The sequence below is a fragment of the Nitrospirota bacterium genome (assembly GCA_016219645.1).
Lineage (GTDB): Bacteria > Nitrospirota > Nitrospiria > Nitrospirales > Nitrospiraceae > Palsa-1315.
The window spans coordinates 81,454-103,246 of sequence record JACRLR010000052.1 but is presented as its reverse complement, the minus strand read 5'-3'; the positions used below and the strand labels follow the sequence as shown (position 1 = coordinate 103,246).

Here is a 21,793-nt window from a genome sequence, read left to right as displayed (position 1 = left end):
CTCACACCTTCAAGTCCGCTCGACGAGGAGCCATGTCGCGCTTGCGTTTCAACCGCTCGCAGCACTCCTGACAGAGTTCCTGCAACGTGAGGTCGTCATAAAAGAGTGCCAGAGACCGGCGGGCGCACCGGTCGCAATATTTCATCGCTCGTGCCTGGGTTTCGCTCGACCAACCGGGAGATTGTTTCATTCGTGACGCCTCCTATGTGTCTCGGACATCTTCAACGGCGGACCACTCTGTACTGGCTCAGGCGTGATTGCCGCACTTCCTCTCCTCATGAAAGCAACGCCGGTGCCACACGGTGCCAGCAACAGCAGTTTTCGGTATGTCATTGAATTTATGAAGAGATAGAAGGTGAGGAGACTTTCTATTGTGGCCCCCCCAACATTGAGAAGAGTGACAATAGTCCGAGCCTGCAATGTTTGCAGGCTCGGATGAAAACTACGGGGCGAGATGTCTTTTTCTCTGCAGTGCGGGGAAGGCTGAAGGTTAACCCCCTTCAGCCTGAACCCCTTCAGCCTATCAACCTTCATTCATTCATTTTTGCTGCTGATTCTGGCTGCCGGGTTGTTTTTGAATGGACTCCAGTTGTTTCTTGAGGGTTTCCACTTCCTGAGCCAAGGCTTCTGTGGAGCGAGACTTGGCTTCGGCCGCACGAGCGGCTTCTAGTGACGCTGGGTCCAGTAGCTGATAATCGAAGGCAACAAACCTGTCGGTCGACTTGTCCATGGTCGGCGGATCCGGGCTATCGGCTCGGAGAGCGGCTTTCGGAGTGAAGTGCAGCGTACGGTACCTGAGGCCTGAATAATCAAGTGGCTCCTGTGATCGGTAGGGGATATCGCCAATATCCAGGTTCGTGCGCATCGGGTTGTGGCGATATTGAGAGAGGATCACATACAGCTCTCGGTCATGGGCGTAGAGAGAACCGGCGGTAATTTCCCTGGTCGGCGATTGAAATCTATTCGACCCCTCCCGCGTCGTCACGACACGATACTCGATCGCCTGGTTGGCGGTTGCAGTACGTAAGCCCTCAGCAAGCAGTGGAGCGAGGAACTGGATCTGATCTTCTGAGAAGAGGGGGTAGGTGGACGGCTGTCCTGCAAAACCTTCGACGACACGACGATGGGGCCCAATGCCATGGTCATGCATCTCTAGACCTGTCAAGAGCTGGGCGAGAAGGGCTGGTGCCAGATTGATCGGATGACTGGCCTGAATTGAGGGGTTTGAAAATGTCTGCAGCGACACGGATCCGCGAGGGTCCTCAAAGAGGATTTTTCCGGTCGGGGCGGTCGTGCTGCAGGCAGTGCCGGCGACACAGAGCAGGGATAAAAGTATATTGTTCAGCGTGAAACGTGAACCGTGAAGCGTGAAGCGGGGGTCAGCCTGATGCTGTGGTGAAGGAGGCATATCGATCTTCAGGAAACCTGGTACACGTGCCCAATTGAGGGTGGGGTAATGACTTTTCGAACGAAGTTGTCTCGCACCTGATCGAGATAGCGCATGGTCTCCGTTGAGTAATAGGCCTCCCCGCATTCCTTGCACACCTCGGCTTCGACCGGCACCAAGAGATGGTCTGTGCCTACTTTAATCTCCGCTTGGACTTTTCCCGGTTTCACCGTGCCTCGTTTGCAGATGACGCAGTGCATTAGCGTATCCTCCTTCGGAAGTCAGGCTCCCATCGGTGTGGGTCCGGTTGGTAGGTGGTGACGACAATCAATCGTTCCTCGTCTGAAACAGGCGCACAAACAAGATGTAGTGGTCTTCCGGATCGTGTATGTCCCAAGATCAAACAGCTCGAGTACGGGGTATCGTCAGGATACTGCTCGATGATCTCACCGGTTTCGATTGCTTGCAAGACTTCTTCGACGTGAATGCGGCCAAACGGCTCTTCTTCCATCTCCCTTCGAGCATGGTCGGTGAATCGGCAATTGGCCGCACATCGCCGAATTTCAGCGTAGTCCATCGAGCATCGACTCTCCTACAAGCAGAAACAGGACTTTCTGCTTTGACCGGCCCCTTCAGACCAAGCGCATAGGCTGGAGGGGGAGGCTAGGCCGAAGGTCAATAGGCTGAAGACTGATCAACCTTCATTCATTTTTGCTGCTGATTCTGGCTCCCGAGTTGTTTTTGAATGGATTCCAGTTGCTTCTTGAGGGTCTCCACCTCCTGAGCCAAGGCCGCCTGATTACGAGCTTGGGCTTCGGCTACCCGCGCCTGGGCTTCAGCTGCATCACGCGCCTGGGCTTCGGCCGTGCGGGCCTGGGCTTCAGCTGCGCGTGCCTGAGCTTCGGCTGCACGAGCGGCTTCTAGAGCCTCGCCTCCTGCCTGAGGCGCAGCTTGCCTTTTAGCTTCGAGGTTTCGCCAGGCCTGTTGCAGCAGCTGATAGTCGACGGCAAGAAACCTGTCTGTCGGCTTCTCCACGGTCGGCGGATCCGGGCTATCGGCTCGGAGAGCAGCTTTCGGAGTGAACCGCAGCGTGCGGTACTTGAGGCCTGAATAGTCGAGTGGATCCTCTGATCGGTGGCTGGCCTCGTTTTTGGCCAGGTTCGCCAGCATCGGGTTGTAGCGATATTGAGAGAGGATCACGTACAGCTGCCGGCCATAGGCGTAGAGAGACCCGGCGGTCGTTTCCGTGGACGACGATTGAAATCTATTCGAACCTTCGTGCGTCGTCACAACACGAAATTCGACAGACTCATTAGGGGTTGCCTTGCGTAAACCCTCCGCGAGTAATGGGGCGAGGAACTGAACCTGGTCTTCTAAAAAGAGGGGATAGGTAGCGTCCTTTCCTAGGATCAAACTCTGAATGCCCTTGACATGGTGTTCTCCAGCACCTTCATCATGAAGCTCGATGCCTGTTAGTAGCTGGGCGAGAAGGGCCTGATCCAGAGTGATCGGATGGTTGGCCTGAATCGACCGGTCGGAAATTGTCTGCAGAGACACGGTTCCGCGCGGATCGTCAAAGAGGATTTTGCCGGTCGGGGCGGTCGTGCTGCAGGCGGTGCTGATCACACAGAGCAGGGCCAGTAAAGATTTCGTGAAGCGTGAGGCGTGAAGCGTGAAGCGAAGGGCAGAAGACGTGAAGCGTGAAACGTGAAGCGTGAAGCGAGGGACATGAGACTGCTGAGGTGAGAGAGCCATAGGGGCGAATCTAGCATAGAAATAACGTGGAAGGCGAGGAAGCAGTCTCCCCACCTTCAGCCTGAACCCCTTCAGCCTTCCTCGCCGTAATTTCCTCGCCGTAATTTCCATTGACAGATTTCTATGAGCCATGTATAAGGGCGCGGAGTTTCGGGGGTCAGAATCCGTGACCTGTGTAAAAATATAGGGGAAACAACGGCGTTTCCCACCGGCTTTAAGAAATAGTACGGAATGGACAATGACGTCCTTTGGTCCGAATCTGGGCTAAAGGACATTTTTATTTTGTCCTGCTTCATGAAAACGCACCGTAACTGGTGCAGCTACGTAGAATAATGAGAAAAGCTGGACAGCAACCGGTATCTAGGAATTAAATGGGTGCTGAGATGCAACCGGTAAGTAAAGCTGGTGGGAATCGATGTGGATAGGAGAGTCGAGTAGACGGGGAGGGGCCGACGGTTTGCGCACAATGGCGTGCGTGGCGACAACGACGTCGATGTAAGGGAGCGAGGAGGCAACCGAATTACCTCTAATCGGATGAGGAGGATGGCATGAAGTCAGCAAGTAAACGTATCGGGCTAGGAATAGGTGTCTGTGCGATCGCCTCGCTGCTCGGCAGCAATGCTGTATCAGCCGAGGATACAGTAGTAAAGGATGCCGAGTCCTTGTGGAAGGCGGCAGGCTTTCAGATCTCCGGGACCGTGCTGACATCCTATACACAGAATTTCAATAATCCCTATACCAACAACAATCAGCTGCGTATCTTCGACACAGCGGCCAATTCCTTCATGGCGAACTTGGCGCAGGTTGTATTTGAACGGCCGGCCAATGCCTCAGGCAGTGGCATGGATCGGGTGGGCTTTCGCGCTAGGCTCAACTTTGGGACCGATGCCAGGTTCTCGCGTGCTCGCACGAATTTCCAACCTGGTACGGACAATAACGAGCTGGACTTCCAAGAAATGTATGCAGAGTACATCGCCCCGATCGGCAACGGTCTGAAGATTCAAGCAGGAAAGATCAACACGTTGATCGGGTATGAAGTGATCAACGCCTGGGAAAATCCGAACTTTTCACGCACCATGATGTTCGGTTTGAGCCAGGCCTTCACGACCACCGGTATCCGGTTCACCTATCCCCTTGCGAGTTGGGGGACTGCGGCAATCGGACTCATCAATGGATGGGACAACATCGAGGATAACAATAGGGGCAAATCGTTCGAGTGGAAAGTTGATCTGACTCCCATGGAGCAGTTTGGAATCGCCTTCTTCGGGTCCTACGGACCAGAACAGGCAAATGGAAATGCTAGCCTTGGGGTTGCCACCCTTGGCAGCTGTCAAAATGGTACCCCTGGGTGCGATTCTACCGGCAAGCGGGTGGTGGTCGGCTCGATTATCACGATCAAGCCCATCGCCAGTACCACCCTCATCTTGGAGCCCTATTACGGGAATGAGACCAATTTGATTGCCAACGCTAATGGTACTGTTGGAAGCGGCCGCTGGAACGGATTAGTTGCCTATTTGATTCATGACTTCAATGATCAGACGAAGCCCAATGCATTCAGTCTCAGGCTCAGGGGAGAAATTTGGGAAGATGCAAACGGGGTCCGTGCCTGCGCAGGAGGCGTGAATTTTAATGGCGGTACCAATACCTGTTCTAATTCTGGTACTGGCCAAGCGGGGACAATTGCTTTCCCGACCACCGTTGGTGGCGGCCCTTACACGGGGGGTGGTTTTACCGGCTGGGAGACGACCTTCACACTTCAGTGGAAGCCGGCTCCAGCATTGCAGACAAGGGTCGAGTACAGATATGACCATGCCGACCAGAATGTCTACCTGTATGGCACCAGAGCAGTGAACTATCAAAACACCCTGGCATTCTCAGTCGCGTACATGTGGTAAGCGGAGGGATACGGAAGTCAGTTGAACGTTGAAGTAGAGCATCTGTGCTGATCTCGGTTGAGGCGCCTCCGTGGCATGGGCCACGGAGGCGCTCACGATAAGGGTACCGACCTCTTGTCCGGATAGGCGCAGGACAGCCTGTGCGGGATTGAGGGTGATCTCGTGCAAAGAACAGTCGTCAGAACCGCTGGTGTATTAGTCCAATCGGATAGGCCGATCCCTCGACAGAGACAGAGAGAGCAGATGAAGCAGGGTGGGCTTCGAGAGAGGGGCCTGTCCTCCTGCATTCGGGGGGTCGCGTGAGACAGCTTCTGAGAGCCGCTCAGAACAATGTGACGATGGTCAATGACAACCTCGTCCTGACCAGGAGATGAAAGGATGCAATTATGCTATCGGCTATGAGTAAATCGATGAAGATTCTGCCGGTCCTTCTGATCTGCCTTGTCATGGTGGCAGGATGGACGGCTCTCAATGTGCCAGGTGTCGCTGCGGAGGAGGCTGCAGCTGAGGCTCCGGCCGCGCTGAAGGCTGATCCGGGGGACACGGCATGGATTCTCGTCTCTTCGGCGCTGGTCATGTTGATGACCCTGCCGGGATTGGCCCTCTTCTACGGAGGACTCACCAGGCAAAAAAACATCCTGAGCACCCTCTTACATAGCTTTATCTGTCTCTGCCTGGGCAGTATGGCTTGGGTGGTGTTCGGGTACAGCCTATCCTTCGGCCCGGATGTGGGAGGGGTTATCGGAAACCTTGATCATTTCATGTTGAATGGGGTCGGCGCCGATCCCAGTCCGACCTACGGCACCACGATTCCACACGAACTCTTTATGGTCTTCCAACTCATGTTCGCTGCCATTACTCCGGCCCTGATCACAGGGGCCCTTGCGGAACGTATCAGGTTTTCTACGATGCTCTGGTTTCTCGGTATTTGGTCCGTGGTGGTCTACTACCCTGTGGCCCATTGGGTCTGGGGCGGGGGCTGGCTTGGAGCGATGGGAGCCTTAGACTTTGCCGGAGGCACGGTCGTGCACGTCACGTGCGGCATGGCTGCGCTGGTTGCCTGCATTATGTTGGGAAAACGAAAAGGCTACCCGACCACTCCAATGCCACCTCATAACCTTCCCCTCACGGTATTAGGAGCAGGTCTCCTCTGGTTCGGCTGGTTCGGGTTCAACGCCGGCAGTTCGCTGGGGGCGAATGGCCAGGCGGTCGGCGCCTTCGTGGCGACCCACATCGCCGCCTCGACTGCGACGGTGTTGTGGATGTTGATCGAATGGGCCCATCGCGGCAAGCCCACCGCGCTCGGCACGGCCACGGGAACCATCGCGGGGCTGGCCACCATTACCCCTGTTGCAGGGTATGTCTCCCTGTTCCCGGCGTTCATCGTCGGGTGCTGCGCGGCGATTATCTGCTATATCTGCGTGGTCTTCGTGAAGAGCGCGTGTGGTTACGATGATGCGTTGGATGTCGTGGGGGTTCACGGTGTCGGCGGAGCGACCGGCTGCATCCTCGGCGGGTTGTTCAATTCAAAGGCGATGGGCTCTGCGGCCGATGGGCTGTTCTACGGCGGTGGCTTCTCTCTCATGGGAGCGCAGCTCGTGATGGTGGGTGCTGTGGCGGCCTATACGGGGATCTGCACCTGGATCATTCTCAAGATCCTCGATGCCATCTTCGGTATGCGTGTGACGGGAGATGAGGAGCAGGAAGGCTTGGATACCAGTCAGCACGGTGAGAAAGCCTATCACGTATAATAAACGGGCCATGGTACAATCGGCAAAACGATCGTGCCGGCAGTTCCCTGCGACAGGGATGATCTCTGTCGCAGGGGGCCTGCCAGGGAGGTTATGGACATGAAGATGATCGATGCGATTATCAAGCCGTTCAAATTGGACGACGTCAAGGATGCTCTGGTAGAAATAGGGGTTCAGGGGATGACTGTCTCGGAAGTCAAGGGATTCGGACGCCAGAAGGGGACGAAAGAAACTTACCGGGGCGCCGAGTATACGACTGACTTCGTGCCAAAGGTGAAGATTGAACTCTACGTGGCGGACAATCAGGTGTCCCGTGTGGTCGAAACCATTACACGGGCTGCGAAGACCGGCAGCGTCGGGGACGGGAAGATTTTCGTGTCGGATATCAGTAGCGTCGTGCGGATCAGGACCGGTGAGACGGGGGAAAACGCTCTGTGACCGGGGACTGGCTCCCCCCGTCGCGTGGCTAAGGGGGGGTGCCAGTCCCTGATTTTGACAGGCGAGAGGGAAATGCGCGCGTTGTGACGATGGAATCAGATAACAGGACTCAGCCAGGACTCTTGCATGGGGCGGAGGCCACGCCGGCCTCCGCCCTGGCCGGGAAGCGGCAGGCCCTCCGGCAGCGGTTATTGGATGGGGGCTCCGGGGCAGAAGTTATGGCGGCCCTGACGGAGTTCGTGGACGGGCTGATCATCGGCAAGTACAAGAATGCCATGCGACAGGCCGGGGAAGGGGCGCAGGCCGCGGGAACCCAGCACTGTTGTCTGGTGGCGCTTGGAGGTTATGGTTTCCGGGAGTTGGCTCCCTATTCGGACATCGATGTGATGTTCCTCTTTCGCGAGGAGGCGGGGGAGACGGCGCAGACTCTGTTCCGCGAGGTGCTGCATTATTTGTGGGATCTCGGCTTTCAGGTCGGCCACAGTATGAGGACGATCGACGATTGCATCGATATGGCCGGGAAGGACCTGACGATTCGCACTGCCATGATGTCGGCCAGATTTATGGCGGGAAGCCCGCACCTGTTCCAGGAGTTCAATCGCCGCTATGCGAAGGAAGTGGTCGGCCGTGGGAGAGGGCAATTTATCGAGCAAAAGGTAGAAGAGCGTCGCCGTGAATATGAGAAGTTCGGGCAGACGGTCTATCTCCTGGAGCCCAACGTCAAGAAAAGCAAAGGCGGGATACGGGATTTCCATCTGCTCCGGTGGGCCGGGATGGCGCGGTTTCAAGCCGCGACGCTACAGGATTTGGCGGATCGTGGCTTCCTCTCCCGACAGGACCTTCTTTCGCTGACCGAAGCCCGTGATTTTATATGGCGCGTCCGGGCCTTTCTGCATCTTGAAGCAGGGCGGGCGGAGGAAATTCTGTCGTTCGACGAGCAAGTCCGGTTGGCTTCCCTCTACGGATTCCAGGATCAGCCCCACCTTCTCGGAGTGGAGCAGTTCATGCAGCAGTATTACCGGCATACGATGGGGCTGCATGAAACCTTGATCCGGTTTATCGACCGTTGCCGGGCCGTGTCTGCGAAGCGCAGACCGTCCGGCGCCCTGCCGGCCGCGAATATGGTAGAAGGCTATTTTGTGGTGACCGGCCGCCAGCTGACGGTTCCCTCTGAGCTGCGGGCTCGGGTCCTGGATAGTCCTGCCTTGCTCCTCCAGTTGTTTGACCTGGCGCGGTCGCGGCGTCTCAAGATCGATACCGGCCTGCTGGATGAGATTCATAGTCATATGGATAGTGTGTCGAGTGAGGCCTTCCGGACGCCGGAGGTCAGCCGGGTCTTTCTGAAAATTCTCGCCGGACCGGAAGCCGTGGCCGCTACGCTTGAGGCGATGCACAGGGTCCACCTGTTGGAGAAGGTGATCCCGGTTTTTGCCACGCTCCGTGGCCTGATGCAGTTTAACCAGGATCACAAGTACACGGTGGATGAACATACCCTGCGGGCAGTGGCCAGGGCGGAAGCGCTCGCCCTGCAGTCCGGTATCATCGGGTCCGTCTACCAGGAGATCAGGAGGAAGGATCTGTTGCACCTGGCAATCCTGTTGCATGATCTGGGGAAGGGGCGGAAGGAAGATCATTGCGAAGTGGGCAAGGTGATTGCCGAGGAGACGGCGGCGCGGCTGGGGTGTGATCCCCAGGAAACCAGGACGCTGGTCTTTCTTGTGCACCGGCACTTACTAATGTCCCACACGGCTTTCCGGCGCGATCCGTACGATGAGAAGGTGCTCGTGCCTTTCGCCAAGGCGGTGGGGACGCCGGAGGTCCTTCGAAAGTTGTTGGCTCTCACCGTTGCCGACATTGCGGCAGTAGGGCCTGGCGTCATGACCAAGTGGAAGGAGTCCTTGCTCACCGAACTCTATCTGCGTACGCTGCCGGTGGTCTCGGGCGAGCAGGCCCACACGGACGATTCAGACCATCTGAAGCAACTGGCCGGCGAGGTAGCCAGCGAATTCACAGACACAGCGGAAGCGGGGATCGACTGGATCGAGCTGCAATTGAGCCAGTTTCCAATGCGGTATCTGTATGGGACGCCTCTGAAGCGGATCGTGGCCCATCTGAAGGCGATCAGAAAGCTGCAGGCAGGGGATGTGATAGTTGAGGATCGCTTCAATGAGGAACTGGGTGTCTGCGAATACACGGTCATTACTCACGATAACATCACTCCCGGCATCGTGTTCAAAATTGCCGGCGTGATGGCGGCTCATGGGCTTCAGATCGTAGACGCCCAGATCACCACCCGGGAAGACGGAGTTGTGGTGAATACCTTCCAGGCATCCGATCCTGATTTTGAGGGCGCTCCTCCGGAGGAGCGCGGGGCTTCCATCGCAGAGGCGATTATCCATGTGCTGAAGGGAGAGGAGGAGGTCGAGCGGGTGATGAGCCGACATACCCGATTGTCCTCCGTGAGCCCTCTGTCTGCCGGTCGCCATGCGACCGAGGTGAAGGTCGATAATGAAACCTGCGATCGGTCCACGATCGTCGATGTGTTTGCCGACGATACGCAAGGATTGTTGTATGCCATCACCCGCAGCATTTTTCAGCTCGGCCTGTCGGTTCAAGCGGCCCGGATCTCGACGAGAATCGATGACGATATCAAACAGTCCTTGCGCACGATCGGTAAACATCAGGTGGCGGATGTGTTCTACGTGACGGACCAGCAGGGAGCCAAGATCGAGGACCACAGCCGGCTGGAGGCGATCCGCGAGACTATCAAGGAGGATGTCGATCTGTTTATGGACCGGCAGGCCGGCACAGCAGAGAGCGTAGGAGCAGTATCCGCATCTTAAATCGAAGCTGACATGGAGGGTTGGTTGGAATGAATCCCCGCGAGGTATCGGAGTTTGCGAAGAAGCATAAAGCTCAGGTCGTGGATTTGAAGTTTGTAGACTTGCTCGGCACCTGGCAGCACTTCTCAATCCCGATAGAAGAACTGACTGAAGGGTTGTTCAAGGACGGATCCGGACTGGACGGTTCATCGATCCGAGGCTGGAAGGCGATCAACGACAGCGACCTGCTGATGGTGCCGGATCCGACCACGGCCAGTCTCGATCCCTTTTGTGCGGTTCCGACATTGAGCCTTGTCGGTAACGTGCTCGATCCGATTACGCGCGAGCCCTACGACCGCGATCCACGGTTTGTGGCGCAGAAGGCGGAGAAATATCTCCAGAGCACGAAGATCGGCGATACGTCCTATTGGGGGCCCGAAGCGGAATTCTTCATTTTTGATCAGGTCAGATATGATCAGACCGGCCACAGCGGTTTCTACCATATCGATTCCGAAGAAGGCGCCTGGAACATCGGGCAGGAAGGTCATAATCTGGGCGGAAAGATCCGTCACAAGGAAGGGTACTTTCCAGTCCCGCCGACCGATACGCAACAGGATATACGCAGCGAGATGGTCCTGGAGATGCAAAAGGCCGGGATTTACATTGAAAAGCACCACCACGAGACTGCGACGGCGGGCCAGGCGGAAATCGATATGCGCTTCGACTCGCTGGTCAAGACGGCTGACAAGTTGATGATGTACAAGTACATCGTCAAGAATGTGGCCCGCCGCCATGGCAAGACCGTCACCTTCATGCCCAAGCCGATCTTCGGAGATAACGGTACCGGCATGCATACGCACCAGAGCATCTGGAAAGACGGGAAGCCTCTGTTTGCGGGGAAGGAGTATGCCGGTATCTCGCAACTCTGTCTCTATTATATCGGCGGCATTCTGAAGCACGCGCCGGCCCTGGCGGCCTTCACCAATCCGACCACCAACTCCTACAAGCGATTGACGCCTGGATTTGAAGCGCCGGTCCTGCTGGCCTATTCCAGCCGGAATCGATCGGCTGGAGTCCGGATTCCCATGTACTCTCCCAGCCCGAAGGCCAAGCGGATCGAGGTGCGCTTTCCCGACCCGACCGCCAATCCCTACCTGGCCTTTCCAGCCATGCTGATGGCAGGGTTGGACGGAATCGAAAACAAGATCAACCCCGGTGAACCAGCGGAGAAGGATCTGTACGATCTCGAGCCGGAGGAAGCGGCGAAGATCCGCACGATGCCTGGCAGCCTGGATGAAGCGTTGCGAAGTCTGGAGCAGGACCATCAGTTTCTGCTCAAGGGCGGGGTCTTCAGCAAGGATCTGATCGAGGCCTGGATCAACTACAAACGCACCAGGGAAGTCGACCCCATGCGGTTGCGCCCCCATCCGTACGAGTACGTGTTGTATTATGATGCGTAGGACTTGATGTAGGCTGAGGCTCAGGTTAAGGTTGAGCGGGGCGTCCGTCTCTCGGGCTGGGAGGCGGACGCTTTTTTTTGGTTGATTTGGTTTATCTGGTTTATTTGGTTTGTTTTGTTTATTTTGTGCACAGGGCTTTTCCCGTTGATTGAACCAGATCAACCAAACAAACCAAATAAACCAAACAAACGAGCAGTGTCATGTCAACCACAGTGAGTCAGGATACGCCCCCTTCTGCAACTGCCACGCCTCCGGCGACGACGCTCAATCGCAGTCTGACTCTCTGGAATAGCCTGACGATCGGCTTCGCAACCGTTTCACCGGTGGCGGGACTCTATGCCATCATTGGCGTGCAGACAGTGGTGACGGGAGGCGGTTGGTTCGGTGCCCTGGCGCTCTGTCTGGTGATGCAGATGTTGGTAGCAACCGTCTATGCTGAGCTGTCCTCGCAGATTCCGATTGCGGGGGGCGCATACAAGTGGGCACGGCAGCTCGGAGGCGCCACCACCGGGAAGTATGCCGGAGTCATCTACGTCAGTTCCACGATTGCCATGCTCACCACGACCGCCTATACCGGCGGGGTGTGGCTTGCGCTGTTTTTCGGGTTTGAGAGTGAAGGAGGGCTCACCTTAGTCATATGGGGCGTCGTGTTTTTGTTGCTCTGCACGCTCCTCAACCTGTCTCACGTGAATGTGTTTAAGCTCGTTATTTCCTTGGGTGTGTATGCGGAAATCATCGGTTCGTTCGGCGTGGCACTGCTGCTGTTTCTTTTTTTTAGACAGCATTCTTTTTCCGAGCTATTCCAGCACCTAGGAACGGGCACCGCACCCAGCCAGACAGCTGCATTTCTGGCGGCGCTCGCCATTTCTGGTTGGGCCTTCATCGGCTTCGATGCGTGCTCCACGATCGCCGAAGAAACTCATAACCCCAAACGGATGGTTCCACGCGCAATCTTCTTGTCTCTCTGTATGGTGGGAGGGGTGGTGCTCTTCAACTCCGCCGCCCTGACCTTGAGCTTCAATCGAGACACATTGGTCCATACGAGCGCCACGTCAGATCCCGTCACACCTGTCATCGCCAGTAACTTTGGAGCCTGGGCTGAATCACCTTTTCTGGCGATCGTGATGATCGCGTTCCTGGCCTGCGGGGCATCCATGGTGCAATACACGTCGCGCATTGTGTACTCCATGGCCCGCGAGGGCAACATGCCTATGGTGTTCAGCCGGGTGACGGGCTCCAAGATTCCGCGTAATGCGGTGATCTGCGTGGTACTGCTGGCTGGGCTCGGATTGCTGTTCGGGCTGAACGATGGAGCAGTGGCCACGGTGATCGCGTTCGGTACAGGCGGGCTGTATGCCATGTTCGCTATGACCACCGGGGTCGGGCTTTATACTCGCCTGACGGGACGCTGGAACCCTGCGCTGGGGGAGCTGAAGTTGGGTGCCTGGGGATTGGTGATCAATGCAATGGCCTTTATCTGGTCGCTGTTTGAATTCGTCAATATCGCCTGGCCGCGGACCTATGCCGTTTCACCCAATGCCCCCTGGTGGCAGTTGTGGGCCGTGCCGCTGGTCTTGGGCAATATTCTAGGTGCCACGACGCTGAACATTCTGATCAATAAGATGCGCCGGAACTAACGAATGAATTATTCTCCTTCGCTGAATACCCAGGCCGCACAATTCATGACGGTTCGTCGAGAAATCGTGCCAACAAGCCAGGCGAGGGGTACGAGGCGAGGGGCTAGAGGGAAAAACTGAACATTGGCGATTGCAACAGAAGCGCTCGTGAATAATGCGGGTTAACAGCATGCGCTCAGAAGCGAACCTTGCTGATGGGGCGTCCGGCGGTATATCGTTGAAAAGAATTCAATGTGGAGATTATCTAACAACAGCAGGGAGTGGCTGCGAACATGCATCCGGCGATTTCCACCCCTCGCAGCTGCGGCAGGCGGCATTGTTATATTTGTGACGGCGTTTCCGTCTTACGCAGTAGCCGGAGACTCGGTCCCAGAGTTTTTCCCGCTTCGTCCATATAGTTTCGACGTGTCGTTTAATGAGCGATCGTTCGCGCCTGAGACCAGAGTCATTGCCGCCCAGGCCGGCCTCACAGCCTTTCGCTATGACAACCTTGAAGTGCGAACCGTCTATCAATACTATAGTCAGCATACCCCTACATTTACGACAGATCAAAATTCTTTGTACCTGAATCCTCGCTGGAATAATTTCATTGATATTCTGGATTTTCCAAAGGGCTACCCGATCAATCGGATGATTCGACATGTTCTCTTTGGACCGCTGGAGGACCGGGCGGTGCCATATCTTGGCGCACTTGCTGGAGGAACGATCCCGGGGCGAGATGCTGATTCCCCAGGCTATCTCTATGGGGGCCAGATGGGAGTGCGGTTCCCTGTGGCTCGGGGAATTTCGCTCGATATAGGGCTCCAATACATGCGACTTGAAATTCACTTCCAAGGTCAATCCAACTTGTCAGAACAATGGCTCTTTACTACTGGAGTTCGTTTCTAAACAGTATGATTGTCGGCAGATCCAGGTCGATCATAGGGAGGGTCTGGAGCCTCAAGCAATTGGGCTCACAAGCCATCGTCCTGTTCTTGATCGCTCTCGGATACCTTCTGCAAGGATGCGGACTCGTCTTCGATGCGGTGGAACTGGTACAACCTCTTGCGCGCGATGAACTATCTGCTATTTGCTCGCGAGGGCAGGTGCGTGTGGGAATCTCCGTGGAACCGTTTCGGCCCTTTGTATTTCCCGCTGTTTTCACCGATGAAGGGGTTCGTGTCACAGGCCTCGATGTGGAGCTGATCCGTGAGGTGGCCGACGCTCTGACCGCATATTGTGGCGGACAGAAACCCGTCGTTCCTACATTGCACCTCACCCGGTTCCGTGATCTCTTCATCGAGATGAATGAAGGGCACCTCGATCTTTTCGTCTCAACGATCGGCGGGAATGTGCCGGGTGCAAGACCTGCAGGCCTATGGTATTCAATTCCGTATTTTCATAACGGCGGCATCGGAGCCATGACCCAAAAACCGGAAGTGGCTGAGAGAGTCCGGGCGCAGTTTCAAAAACGAGCTGAGAATCCTGACACACTTGGGGCGATCCAAGCAGGGCTATCCGGCTTGACCGTGACCGCCCAGAAAGGAAGAACCTCTCAACTCTATGCAGAAGCCAATCTTAAGAATACCCGGTTGCTCATATGCGATTCTCTTCCAGCCGCCGTCGAGACGAAGGACCCAAGCATCGATGTGATTATATCCAAACATTCCATCCTCGATTATGTGACGAAGCACGTCTGGCCTGACTGGCGCCTTCTCACGCGGAATGATGGAACGCCTTTGATCCTGACGCAGGAACACTTCTCCGTTGTCACGATTGAAGAACACAGACGGCTGCAATGGTTCCTCAATAACCTGCTGTATCGATTAGAGGAGTCAGGGCGGTTGGAGCGGATGCGCAGGCGTTGGTTGGAAGAAGACTATGCGCCGACTCGACGGGCAGCCACAGAAGGCCTGCCGTTTGAAGTTTCAAAAGTGCCGGAACATTACGATCAGGGACAGTGCCGTTTCGGAGCCGGAAGGTGAGCAAGAAAGGCAGACTGATGAACGCGCGCGCGTTTTTTTTCATATTCTTGAGCCTGATGAGCTTTCTTACGTGGTCAAGTAGTGGGTGGGCGCAGACACTTCGTGAAGAAACCGAACAAACCGCCCAACATCTAGCGGTATTGCTCAATGTGGGACGTCTTATCGTCGAACGCAATCAAGCACTGATTAATGATCCCCGGAAAGGCGATAAAGGATTTACGCCGGAGGCGTTTGAACATGAGGTTGCCAATGAGTTTATCCGTCAGACACACATTGACCTGAAGGATCTCCCCACGCATCTTCCCTCTCTTGCGAAGGAACTGTTGCCGCTATTGCTTGAGTCGAGTAAGCAGGTGGTGGCTGATGCACAACTTGTGATCAATCAACGAGGCATCGGATATAAGAATTTTATTCCGGCTACATTTGGCAGCCAAGCCGCTAGAAAGTTCTCCAATCGCTCTCACGTGAAAATCAAGCAAACCACGCTCAATCCCAGGAATTTGAAAAACACGCCCGATGAATACGAAGAACGCGTGTTGAAACGGCTGGCTACGCAACCGGCCTCAGGCACTTTCATCGCCGAATGGATCGACAATGACACGACCCTGAGAGCGTTGGCCCCAATATATTATTCACAAGATTGTCTGGCCTGTCATGGCAATCCCAAAGGCATCCTGGATATTTCTGGCTATCCACGTGAGGGCGCCCAAGAAGGCGATCTCGCCGGAGCAATCAGTATTCAGATCCCAGTGAAAAATCGGTAGCAAGCCGCCTGCCCATTTGATTCACGATGAACGCGGCTTAGGGCTTTTTGCGGTTCGGTAGATGGCCGGAACGCACCTGGCAGGCCAGAACGTCGCAGATCACACGGGTCGACATTAAGGCAGTGATCTCTGCCGCGTCGTAGGGAGGAGCGCATTCCACGATCTCGATTCCGGCTAACGGCTTGTAGTCCGCAATAATCTGGAGGAACTTCAGCACTTCGCGCGGCAAGAACCCGCCGGGCTCAGGCCAGCCGGTTCCAGGCACGAAGGCCGCATCCAAACAGTCGACATCGAAGCTCAACCAGACTGCGTCGACGCCATCCCAGGCCACTTCGAGCGCCTGTTTGGCGGCATTCTCAATCCCCATCTCCACACAGTCGGTGACGGTCATGATGGTGGTTTGGCGTTCACGCCCGGCCTTCACGCCGGGCCTCGGCGCCTGCCAGCCGCCGATCCCAATCTGGACAAGATTTTTTGCCGGCACGTTGGGAATGTTCGTCGCATGGAACCAGGGTGTGGTGTGCATACGCTCGTCGAGATCGGTGTCCTGCGTATCTACATGCCGGTCGAAGTGAATGATGCCGAGTTTGCCTCCATTGAGATTCTTGGCGACCCCCCGCACCGTCGCAAACCCGAGAGAATGGTCGCCGCCGAGCACGACGGGAAAGGCTCCGCTGGCGTAGACATGTGAGACACCCTTACTGACCTGATCAAAGGTCTTTTCGATGTTGGCAGGTATGGTAAACACGTCGCCGAGATCGCACATGGAAATCGATTCCCGCAGATCCACGCCGAGTTCGAAGCTATAGGATCCATACAGAGCCGAGATCTTGCGAATGCCCTGGGGGCCGAACCTCGTGCCGGCCCTGTATGTCGTGCCGCCGTCGAACGGGGCCCCCAGAATCGCGACATCGTACTGGCCGCACTTGCGGACGTCTTCGACATAGGGCGCTTTGCCGAATGTATTGATCCCGGCAAAGTGGGGTAGCTCTCCCCGACTGAACGTGGGAATCCGGCGATCCTTAATAGATTCAGCGGCCGGTAGGCCCAGTTCAAGGCCCCGCGCGATTTCTTCTTCATGCTTCGTCGTTGGGAGCAGTGCCTCCGCTTCGACGGCGAATTTTGCCTCAGGACCGTATTTGTCATGCAGGGGAACCTTGCCTCTGTATTTTGCCTTATCAGCCACGATAGTCTCCTCCTTACGCCCATCAAAGGTTCTGGTTTGTTTGGTTCATTTTGTTTGTTTGGTTGATTTGGTTCAAAACGAGAGACGCTATTCGCACGAAATAAACCAAAGAAACTAAACAAACCAGATCAACCAGCCTCCCTCATCCAGCCTGCGAGAGCGCGCTGAACTGTTTTTTAAAAAATTCACTGGTCGCCCGCATGTGGTGCGCGATGTCTGTTTGTAAGTGACGCGCGCAGGCCTGCCAGTCGTCTGTCGTGTAGCCGACACGGCGGGCAAGACTGACAAACTCTTCCGAATCGGGGGGGGGAAGCACCAGGTCCTTCGCGTTTCCCCGGACCATGCGTAATCCATCGATCAGGATACGGATGAAGATGTAGGCTTTACGGAGGGTCTCTCCGTCGGCGCGGGTGACTAAGCCGGCTTGCACCAGCGTGGCGAGTGCTTCCAGGGTGTTCGGCGTACGCAGGCCCGGATGGTTGTGTCCGTGCATCACTTGCAGATATTGCACGGCATATTCAATGTCGATCAACCCTCCCATTCCATACTTCAGGTTGATCTGCCCCGGCTTGACCAGCTGCCTGAACTGTTGTCTCCTCAGCTCCACTGCGGCGGGAATGTCCCAAGGCTCTTCTCCATAGACGAAGGAGTCGCGGTGTGCCTCCATCTGCCGGCCCAATGACTCATCCCCGACAATGTGCCGGAGTTTGATGAGGGCCTGCCGCTCGAATGGCGCGGCTAATCCGGTCGGACTGCAATAAGTACGGCCTGCCTCAAGCACATTGGCCAGCGAACTCTTCCCTCCATGCGGACGCAAGCGCACGTCGAGGTGAAAGATACCTTCCTGTTTCGCCTCGATCCACTGCAGCAGTTCTTGAACGAGCCGTTCAAAGTATTCTGAGTTCTCCAGTTTCGTCTTACCGTTCGTGGCGCCCTCTCCGCCATACACGAACAAGAGCTCGATGTCCGACGCATAACCGAGTTCCCGGCCGCCGAACTTCCCCAGGCCCAGTACTGCAAAAGGGCAGGGCTTCCGGTTCCGGAGAAGGGGGCGGCCATAGAGGCGGCCCAGCTTTGTCTGGCAGTCGACGACGCTGCGGGCCAGGATGACTTCGGCGAGCTGGGTGAGGGCCAGGGAGAAATCAGTCAAACTGGGCGCGGCATCGACGATATGTTTCATGTCGATCCGGAACAGCTCATGGTCCTTAAACCGGTTCAGGGCGTCTTTTCGCGCCTCGTCTGTTTTCGCGCGGGAGACCACACGGTCGAGTTCTTTCCGGAGGATGTCCTGTGATTTGATGAGGGGCGAATCTCGGTATTCCGTGAGCAGTGGCAGAAGGTTTTCATGTTGGCGTCGAAGAAAGTCCTCCCACAAAAAGTCGCTGGCGCCGAGCAGCCGCGCGAGCAGGGGAAACGTTTTCTTGTCGCTGATGAAGTCGAAGGCCTTGTTTTTTCCTTTCTTGCCCGTTCCCGCGACGATGAGATCGAGAAAACGGTCGAACGATGCAAGCGCCTTGGCCGGATCAGAAGCCCAGGTCAAGGCATGGGTAAATTGTTTGATCAGGACGGCGGTCTGCCGCAGTTGCTGTTGATCGGCTGGGTCGAGCAGTTTTTGCCCATCGCGATTTCTGACAGAGAACCGATCGTGCAGTTTGGACCCGTCGCACTCGATCTGGGCCTTGGTGATATAAATGTTGCGCATGGCCAGGGCGTTCGCGAGCGCATAGAGGAAGGCCGGAGTGTCGTCCGAGTGGATGTCCATGATCGTATCGGTCGGTGATTGGCTATTGTCGAAGGTAATCTGCACCGTATGGAGCAGGCCGGTGAAGGCACTTCGATGTTTGTCCAATCGTTCGACAAGCCGGCGGTTGACATATTGGCGCGCCTCGTCGAAGCGACCGGCATCCAATAGCCGAATGATTTCGGTGACGGTCTGTTGAAGCGCGTTCTGCTGGGGGAGGGGAAAGCCCGTGCCTTCTAGGGGATGGACCAGGAAGACATCGACGATTTTCTTGCGGCTCAGGCCAGGCCGGCGTCTGGGTCGCCGAGCCGCCGGGTGAGTCTCACGGCGCATCGATGGAGAGGGAACGGCCTCACTAAATGTATAGATCCGTCCCTCTTCGATATTGAGTCCGAAGGCAGAGAGCGCACCGCAGATGGCGGCGAATTCCGAGAAGTAATCGTAGGCGACGACGCTGATTTCGGATCGCCCCTGTCCCTTGTCGAGCACCGACAATTCGCAGGGATGATCCGGTGTGAGACGGCTGGCAAGCCGGATATGCTGCGCGACCGCATCCAGCTGAAACCGCTCGAAGTACTCGGGGTCTATCCGCGAGACGAAGTCCCGGAGTATCTCATCATCCACATCCGGACAGAGAGAGGTCAGGGACTCGATGATCGACTCATGTGATCCAAGCCCATCGGTCATGGCCGGAAGTATAGCCGAAGTAGGTTCGTTGTACTAGCTTCTATACGTCAGTATAATACCTGCCCATGACCGCTCATCCCAAGAAGGAAGTGCCGCGCTATTGCGCTCTTCCAAAGCTCGAGTGGGCTCCTCGACCGGATCCAACCCCCGTCCTCTTGGCGTCAGGGCTGGGACCGGAACAGCTTGCCGCGATTCTTAAACCGTATGGATTCCATGGCATTCAGGATGCCTATGCGAATCTGCAGTCGATGGCGGGTGATACAGATCAGAGGCGCCAGTTAGCGGAAATACTGCCCTCGCTGCTCGAAACGATCGGGCGGACCGCTGATCCGGATAAAGCCTTAAACCACTGGGAACGTTGGCTCGCGAGTGGAGTCAGCCGGTCTGCTGTGTTGGAATACCTTCGTAGCGCACCCCGCATGTTGGACCTGGTCTGTACGATCTTCGGGAACAGTGATTCACTCGCCTTCACCCTTGTCAGAGATCCTCTGCTGCTCTACTGGCTGGCCCAGCAGAATGTGTTGTCCACCGCGCCGACCAGGGCGGGGATGGAGCGGACAATCCGGCAGGGTTTGGAGGCTGTCACCGAGACCGAACTCAAGTTGGACCTGCTCAGACGATTCCGTCGTCGAGAGATACTGCGCATCGGCGTGCGAGATCTCGTGCGGTTAGCGGACGTCGTGGAAACGACCGCCTCCCTCTCGGATTTGGCCTCGGTCCTCATCGATGCGGCCTATCGAATTGTGGATGCCGATCTACGGGCTCGGCATGGCATTCCCATGCATCAGGATCGGCAGGGGAAGTGGGTCGAGACCGGGTTTGCGGTTATTGCGATGGGGAAGTTGGGCGGACACGAGCTCAACTACAGCTCCGACGTCGACGTGCTCTATGCCTGCGAATCCCATGAGGGGGCAACCAGACCGGCTGCCTCCGGACGCGCGAAGGCGAAGGGGCCTAAGCAGCGCAGGCTGTCCAATGAAGAATACTTTGAAATCCTCGCGCGGGAACTCACGAAAGCGCTGACCGTACAGACTCATGAAGGATACGTGTATCGAGTGGATCTCCGCTTACGAGCGGAAGGTTCGGTGGGGCAGCTCACTCGCTCGCTCGACGAGTATGCCAAGTACTATCGGACGAGAGGGCAAGTGTGGGAACGGTTGGCCTTGCTGAAAGCCTGCCCCGTGGCCGGGTCCAAAGAGGTCGGGAGATCGTTCCTCAAGATGGTGCGGCCCTTTGTGCTGGCGCCATTATCGAAGGGGTTGGATGTCGAACCGTGGCTTAAGATCGTGGAGGAGGTTCGATCGGTTAAGGAGCGGATCGATGCAAAGATGGCGGAGCGCGGGCATGAGCAGCGCAACGTCAAACTAGGTGTCGGCGGGATCAGGGAAATCGAGTTTCTCATCCAAACGATCCAGGTGCTGGCAGGCCGGCGGTTGCCTGGTATTCTGGCGCGGGGAACCCTGGGTTCGTTGGCGCGTTTGCAGAAGGTCGGTATTCTGTCAAAAAACCAACAAGTCGATTTGACCCGCGCCTATCGGTTTCTCCGGGACGTGGAGCATAAATTGCAGATGGTGCACGATATGCAAACACACGCGTTGCCGGATCAACAGGATAAACTCGAGCGTTGCGCGATCCGCATGGGCTACAGGGGGGCGAGTCGATCTGCGGCCCTCATGCAATTTCAGGCCGACCATGCCGCCCATAGGACCGTTGTGCACGACATCTTTCAGTCGTTCTTTGAAACACCCAAGACCTCAGCGATCCTCAAAAAAACCTTGCGGCTGATCGGACAAGAGCCGGCGAAATAGTCCACTGCTTTTTCAATTCTTCGGCAGCACCACGATCCTGAGCCAGAAGTCCTCAATCGTTTTTATCACCGTGATGAACCGGTCCAAATCCAGCGGCTTGACAATGTAGCAATTCGCGTGAAGGTTGTAGCTCTCCACGACGTCTCGTTCATCCTCCGACGTCGTGAGAATGACCACGGGGATGCGTTTCAGGTTCTCATCGGTCTTGATCTCAGCCAGCACCTTTCGTCCGTCTTTCTTGGGAAGGTTGAGGTCGAGCAGGATGAGATCCGGTCGCGGAGCGCCTGCGTGCTGCCCCTGCCGGCGCAGCAACGACAAAGCTTCTATACCGGTTTTGACGACGGTGAGCTTGTTGGGCAGCGTCGCCTCTTTGAGCGCCTCAAGCGTCAGACCGACATCGCCGGGATTGTCTTCCACTAAGAGTATCTGCACTGGTTTGACATTCTTGGGCGTGTGCATACGGGGTCTCCTTGCGTGTAAATCCTCCGTGACGGATGA

At 56.2% G+C, this 21,793-nt stretch carries 18 protein-coding genes; 10 read left to right on the top strand and 8 right to left on the bottom strand.

The features are described from left to right. Position 1 precedes the first annotated feature (1 nt). The 5 genes from HZB34_15425 to HZB34_15405 form a co-directional block, all read right to left on the bottom strand. Positions 2-190 carry a hypothetical protein gene (locus HZB34_15425; protein ID MBI5317350.1) on the bottom strand — a complete coding sequence of 63 codons (189 nt, stop codon included), beginning with the start codon at positions 188-190 and terminating at the stop codon, positions 2-4. Between the two features lie 348 nt (positions 191-538). Next, entirely contained in the window at positions 539-1,408 is an 870-nt protein-coding gene (locus tag HZB34_15420) for a hypothetical protein (GenBank protein ID MBI5317349.1), read from the bottom strand. Between the two features lie 8 nt (positions 1,409-1,416). Beyond that, positions 1,417-1,647, bottom strand: coding sequence for a YgiT-type zinc finger protein (locus HZB34_15415; protein ID MBI5317348.1), 231 nt, complete (start codon positions 1,645-1,647; stop codon positions 1,417-1,419). Then, positions 1,647-1,964 (bottom strand): DUF4258 domain-containing protein, encoded by a 318-nt coding sequence (locus HZB34_15410; GenBank protein MBI5317347.1) that lies wholly within the window; start codon positions 1,962-1,964, stop codon positions 1,647-1,649. The genes HZB34_15415 and HZB34_15410 overlap by 1 nt, the downstream gene beginning before the upstream one ends. A 128-nt stretch (positions 1,965-2,092) precedes the next feature. Then, a complete protein-coding gene (locus tag HZB34_15405) occupies positions 2,093-3,142 on the bottom strand; it encodes a hypothetical protein (protein ID MBI5317346.1) in 1,050 nt (349 codons plus the stop codon). A 548-nt stretch (positions 3,143-3,690) separates the two neighbouring features. On the opposite strand from HZB34_15405, the gene HZB34_15400 reads away from it, so the two are divergent. The 9 genes from HZB34_15400 to HZB34_15360 all read left to right on the top strand — a co-directional run bounded on the left by HZB34_15400 (position 3,691) and on the right by HZB34_15360 (position 15,873). After that, the gene (locus HZB34_15400) at positions 3,691-5,037 is read left to right on the top strand and encodes an outer membrane beta-barrel protein (GenBank protein ID MBI5317345.1); all 1,347 of its coding nucleotides are present in this window, start codon (positions 3,691-3,693) and stop codon (positions 5,035-5,037) included. Positions 5,038-5,435: 398 nt separating this feature from the next. Continuing rightward, positions 5,436-6,788, top strand: coding sequence for an ammonium transporter (locus HZB34_15395; GenBank protein MBI5317344.1), 1,353 nt, complete (start codon positions 5,436-5,438; stop codon positions 6,786-6,788). Between the two features lie 99 nt (positions 6,789-6,887). Continuing rightward, positions 6,888-7,226: a P-II family nitrogen regulator gene (locus tag HZB34_15390; protein MBI5317343.1), complete on the top strand. Its 339-nt coding sequence runs from the start codon at positions 6,888-6,890 to the stop codon at positions 7,224-7,226. A gap of 89 nt (positions 7,227-7,315) precedes the next feature. Continuing rightward, positions 7,316-10,069: a [protein-PII] uridylyltransferase gene (gene glnD / locus HZB34_15385; protein ID MBI5317342.1), complete on the top strand. Its 2,754-nt coding sequence runs from the start codon at positions 7,316-7,318 to the stop codon at positions 10,067-10,069. Between the two features lie 29 nt (positions 10,070-10,098). Beyond that, positions 10,099-11,508, top strand: coding sequence for a type I glutamate--ammonia ligase (gene glnA, locus HZB34_15380; protein MBI5317341.1), 1,410 nt, complete (start codon positions 10,099-10,101; stop codon positions 11,506-11,508). 200 nt (positions 11,509-11,708) lie between these two features. Further along, positions 11,709-13,145: an amino acid permease gene (locus tag HZB34_15375; GenBank protein ID MBI5317340.1), complete on the top strand. Its 1,437-nt coding sequence runs from the start codon at positions 11,709-11,711 to the stop codon at positions 13,143-13,145. A gap of 231 nt (positions 13,146-13,376) precedes the next feature. Beyond that, the gene (locus HZB34_15370; protein MBI5317339.1) at positions 13,377-14,033 is read left to right on the top strand and encodes a hypothetical protein; all 657 of its coding nucleotides are present in this window, start codon (positions 13,377-13,379) and stop codon (positions 14,031-14,033) included. A 5-nt stretch (positions 14,034-14,038) separates the two neighbouring features. Continuing rightward, positions 14,039-15,109, top strand: a complete 1,071-nt coding sequence (locus HZB34_15365; protein MBI5317338.1) for a transporter substrate-binding domain-containing protein — start codon at positions 14,039-14,041, stop codon at positions 15,107-15,109. After that, positions 15,106-15,873: a DUF3365 domain-containing protein gene (locus HZB34_15360; protein ID MBI5317337.1), complete on the top strand. Its 768-nt coding sequence runs from the start codon at positions 15,106-15,108 to the stop codon at positions 15,871-15,873. The genes HZB34_15365 and HZB34_15360 overlap by 4 nt, the downstream gene beginning before the upstream one ends. A gap of 37 nt (positions 15,874-15,910) precedes the next feature. Here HZB34_15360 and HZB34_15355 read toward each other — a convergent pair whose 3' ends face one another. After that, a complete protein-coding gene (locus HZB34_15355; GenBank protein MBI5317336.1) occupies positions 15,911-17,023 on the bottom strand; it encodes an agmatinase family protein in 1,113 nt (370 codons plus the stop codon). A 178-nt stretch (positions 17,024-17,201) separates the two neighbouring features. Further along, positions 17,202-19,487, bottom strand: a complete 2,286-nt coding sequence (locus HZB34_15350; GenBank protein MBI5317335.1) for a hypothetical protein — start codon at positions 19,485-19,487, stop codon at positions 17,202-17,204. Positions 19,488-19,552: 65 nt separating this feature from the next. Between HZB34_15350 and HZB34_15345 the strand changes: the two genes are divergently transcribed. Next, positions 19,553-21,295 carry a hypothetical protein gene (locus HZB34_15345; GenBank protein MBI5317334.1) on the top strand — a complete coding sequence of 581 codons (1,743 nt, stop codon included), beginning with the start codon at positions 19,553-19,555 and terminating at the stop codon, positions 21,293-21,295. A 12-nt stretch (positions 21,296-21,307) separates the two neighbouring features. Here the strand turns inward: HZB34_15345 and HZB34_15340 are convergent, their stop codons facing one another. Next, positions 21,308-21,754, bottom strand: coding sequence for a response regulator (locus HZB34_15340; protein MBI5317333.1), 447 nt, complete (start codon positions 21,752-21,754; stop codon positions 21,308-21,310). Positions 21,755-21,793: the final 39 nt, after the last annotated feature.

Excerpts from the sequence above, each read along its gene's own strand:
- HZB34_15370 (MBI5317339.1), top strand. The coding sequence starts at position 13,377 with ATGTGGAGATTATCTAACAACAGCAGGGAGTGGCTGCGAACATGCATC.
- glnD (MBI5317342.1), top strand. The coding sequence starts at position 7,316 with ATGGAATCAGATAACAGGACTCAGCCAGGACTCTTGCATGGGGCGGAG.
- glnA (MBI5317341.1), top strand. The coding sequence starts at position 10,099 with ATGAATCCCCGCGAGGTATCGGAGTTTGCGAAGAAGCATAAAGCTCAG.
- HZB34_15425 (MBI5317350.1), bottom strand. The coding sequence starts at position 190 with ATGAAACAATCTCCCGGTTGGTCGAGCGAAACCCAGGCACGAGCGATG.
- HZB34_15405 (MBI5317346.1), bottom strand. The coding sequence starts at position 3,142 with ATGGCTCTCTCACCTCAGCAGTCTCATGTCCCTCGCTTCACGCTTCAC.
- HZB34_15410 (MBI5317347.1), bottom strand. The coding sequence starts at position 1,964 with ATGGACTACGCTGAAATTCGGCGATGTGCGGCCAATTGCCGATTCACC.
- HZB34_15415 (MBI5317348.1), bottom strand. The coding sequence starts at position 1,647 with ATGCACTGCGTCATCTGCAAACGAGGCACGGTGAAACCGGGAAAAGTC.
- HZB34_15420 (MBI5317349.1), bottom strand. The coding sequence starts at position 1,408 with ATGCCTCCTTCACCACAGCATCAGGCTGACCCCCGCTTCACGCTTCAC.
- HZB34_15345 (MBI5317334.1), top strand. The coding sequence starts at position 19,553 with ATGACCGCTCATCCCAAGAAGGAAGTGCCGCGCTATTGCGCTCTTCCA.
- HZB34_15340 (MBI5317333.1), bottom strand. The coding sequence starts at position 21,754 with ATGCACACGCCCAAGAATGTCAAACCAGTGCAGATACTCTTAGTGGAA.
- HZB34_15400 (MBI5317345.1), top strand. The coding sequence starts at position 3,691 with ATGAAGTCAGCAAGTAAACGTATCGGGCTAGGAATAGGTGTCTGTGCG.
- HZB34_15350 (MBI5317335.1), bottom strand. The coding sequence starts at position 19,487 with ATGACCGATGGGCTTGGATCACATGAGTCGATCATCGAGTCCCTGACC.
- HZB34_15365 (MBI5317338.1), top strand. The coding sequence starts at position 14,039 with ATGATTGTCGGCAGATCCAGGTCGATCATAGGGAGGGTCTGGAGCCTC.
- HZB34_15395 (MBI5317344.1), top strand. The coding sequence starts at position 5,436 with ATGAGTAAATCGATGAAGATTCTGCCGGTCCTTCTGATCTGCCTTGTC.
- HZB34_15375 (MBI5317340.1), top strand. The coding sequence starts at position 11,709 with ATGTCAACCACAGTGAGTCAGGATACGCCCCCTTCTGCAACTGCCACG.
- HZB34_15390 (MBI5317343.1), top strand. The coding sequence starts at position 6,888 with ATGAAGATGATCGATGCGATTATCAAGCCGTTCAAATTGGACGACGTC.